Origin of the sequence: Streptosporangium sp. NPDC001681 (genome assembly GCF_040298085.1) — a bacterium.
GTDB lineage: Bacteria > Actinomycetota > Actinomycetes > Streptosporangiales > Streptosporangiaceae > Streptosporangium.
In genome coordinates this window covers 1-2,431 of sequence record NZ_JBEOZN010000294.1, presented here as the reverse complement: position 1 = coordinate 2,431, position 2,431 = coordinate 1, and the positions used below count along the sequence as shown (strand labels likewise).

1 protein-coding gene is annotated in these 2,431 nt (G+C 72.0%); it reads left to right on the top strand.

Features of this window, described 5'->3' with window-relative positions:
• Positions 1–2,431, top strand: a 2,431-nt coding sequence (locus ABT130_RS47420; RefSeq protein WP_350966473.1) for an acyltransferase domain-containing protein, incomplete at both ends; no start/stop codon positions are given.

Here is a 2,431-nt window from a genome sequence, read left to right as displayed (position 1 = left end):
CGACGGAGCCGCAGCTCGCCTTCCTGTTCACCGGTCAGGGCAGTCAGCGGGCGGGGATGGGCCGGGAGCTGTATGACCGCTTCCCGGTGTTCGCGGCGGCGCTGGACGAGGTGCTCGCCGAGCTGGATCCGCTGCTGGACGGGTCGTTGCGCGAGGTGTTGTTCGCCGAGCCTGGTTCGGCCGAGGCGGGGTCGCTGGATCGGACGGGGTGGGCGCAGCCGGCGTTGTTCGCGCTTGAGGTGGCGTTGTTCCGGTTGGTGTCCTCGTGGGGGGTGCGGCCGGGTGTGCTGGCCGGGCATTCGATCGGGGAGATCAGCGCGGCGCATGTCGCCGGGGTGCTGTCGCTGGCCGACGCGTGTGTGCTGGTGGCGGGCCGGGCGCGGTTGATGCAGGCGCTGCCGGCCGGTGGGGCGATGGTGTCGGTGCGGGCTTCCGAGGAGGAGGTCGCTGAGCTGCTGGTCGGGCGGGAGAAGGAGGTGTCGGTCGCGGCGGTGAACGGCCCGTCTTCGGTGGTGATCGCCGGGGTGGAGGGGCCGGTTCTTGAGGTCGCCGCCACGCTGGCGGAGCGCGGGGTGCGCACGAAGCGGTTGCGGGTGTCGCACGCGTTCCACTCGCCGCTGATGGAGCCGATGCTGGAGGACTTCCGCGCCCTGGCCGGCACGCTGACCTACAACCCGCCGCGAATCCCGGTGGTGTCGACGATGACCGGGCAGGCGGCCACCGCCGAGCAGCTGTGCTCGCCGGACTACTGGGTCGACCAGGTCCGCGGCGCGGTCCGCTTCGCCGACGGCGTGCGTGCCCTGCACGCGCGGGGCGTGCGGGCGTATCTGGAGCTGGGCCCCGACGGCGTGCTGACCGCCATGGCTCAGGACACCCTTGCCGCTGAGGATCAGTCCGTCGCGGACTTGGTGCCGGCGCTGCGCGGGGACCGCGATGAGCAGTGGTCGGTCATGTCGGCGTTGGCTCAGTTGCATGTGTGTGGGGTGGTGGTGGATTGGGGGTCGGTGCTCCCGCGCGGGCGGCGGGTGGAGTTGCCGACGTATGCCTTCCAGCACCAGTGGTTCTGGCCTGATGGCAGTGTGGGGGCCAGTTCGGGGAATGTGGCCGCGGCGGGGTTGGTGACGGCGGGGCATCCGCTGCTGGGCGCGACGGTCGGGCTGGCCGATTCCGATGGGGTGGTGCTGACCGGGCGGTTGTCGCTCTCGTCGCATCCGTGGCTGGCCGATCACGCGGTGGCCGGGATGGTCTTCTTCCCGGGGACCGGATTCCTGGAGCTGGCGATCCGGGCGGGTGACCAGGTCGGCTGCGACCTGGTGGAGGAGTTGACGCTGGCGGCTCCGTTGGTGCTGGGCGAGGACGACGCGGTCGTGGTTCAGATCGCGGTGGGTGCGCCGGAGGAGACCGGTCGGCGGACCTTGGGTGTCTATTCCCGGCCGGTGCGGGCCGATGAGGAGGTGCCGTGGGTGCGGCACGCCACCGGCACGCTGGCCACCGGCACTTCGGGTGCCGGTGCTGTGGATGTCGCGTCGTTCGATGCGGCGGTGTGGCCGCCGGCCGGGGCGACCGCGATCGAGCTGGACGGGCTGTATGAGGAGCTGGCCGTCCGAGGGCTGGGGTACGGTCCGGTGTTCCAGGGGCTGCGGGCGGCCTGGCGGGGCGAGGCCGGTGAGGTGTTCGCCGAGGTCGCGCTGCCTGAGCAGGTGGCATCGAGTGCGGGTTCGTTCGGGGTGCATCCGGCGCTGCTGGACGCGGCGTTGCACGCGGTGACGTTCGTGGGGCTGGACGCCGCGGGGGGTACGCGGTTGCCGTTCTCCTGGGGTGAGGTGTGCCTGCACGCCGGTGGTGCGGCGCTGTTGCGGGTGCGGCTGGCCAGGGTGGGCGAGGATGCGGTGTCGCTGGTCGCGGTGGATGCGGCAGGGGAGCCGGTGGTGTCGGCGCGGTCGCTGGTGCTGCGCTCGTTCTCGCCCGAGCAGCTTGTTGGCACCGGTGGTGGTCGTGGGGTGGAGCGGGACTCGCTGTTCGGGCTGGAGTGGACCGCGCTGGCGGAGGTGCCGGGCGCGGAGAGCGGTGCGAGTGTGGTCGAGCTGAGCGGGGATCTCGCCTCGCTGGATTCGGTGCCGGACGTGGTCATGGTCACCATCGGGTCGGCCGGCGCCGAGAGCGTGGTGGAGTCGACTCACGAGCTGGTCGCTCACGCCCTCGGCCTGCTGCAGGGGTGGTTGGCTGATGAGCGGTTCGAGGCTTCGCGTCTGGTGTTCGTCACGCGGGGTGCGGTCGAGGCGCGGGAGGGTGAGGCGGTCGCTGATCTGGCGGCCGCGGCGGTGTGGGGTCTGGTGCGGTCGGCGCAGTGGGAGAACCCGGGCCGGTTCGTGCTGGTCGACGTTGACGCGGAGTTGCTTCCGTCGTCGCTGGCTGTGGTGCTGGCCTCCGG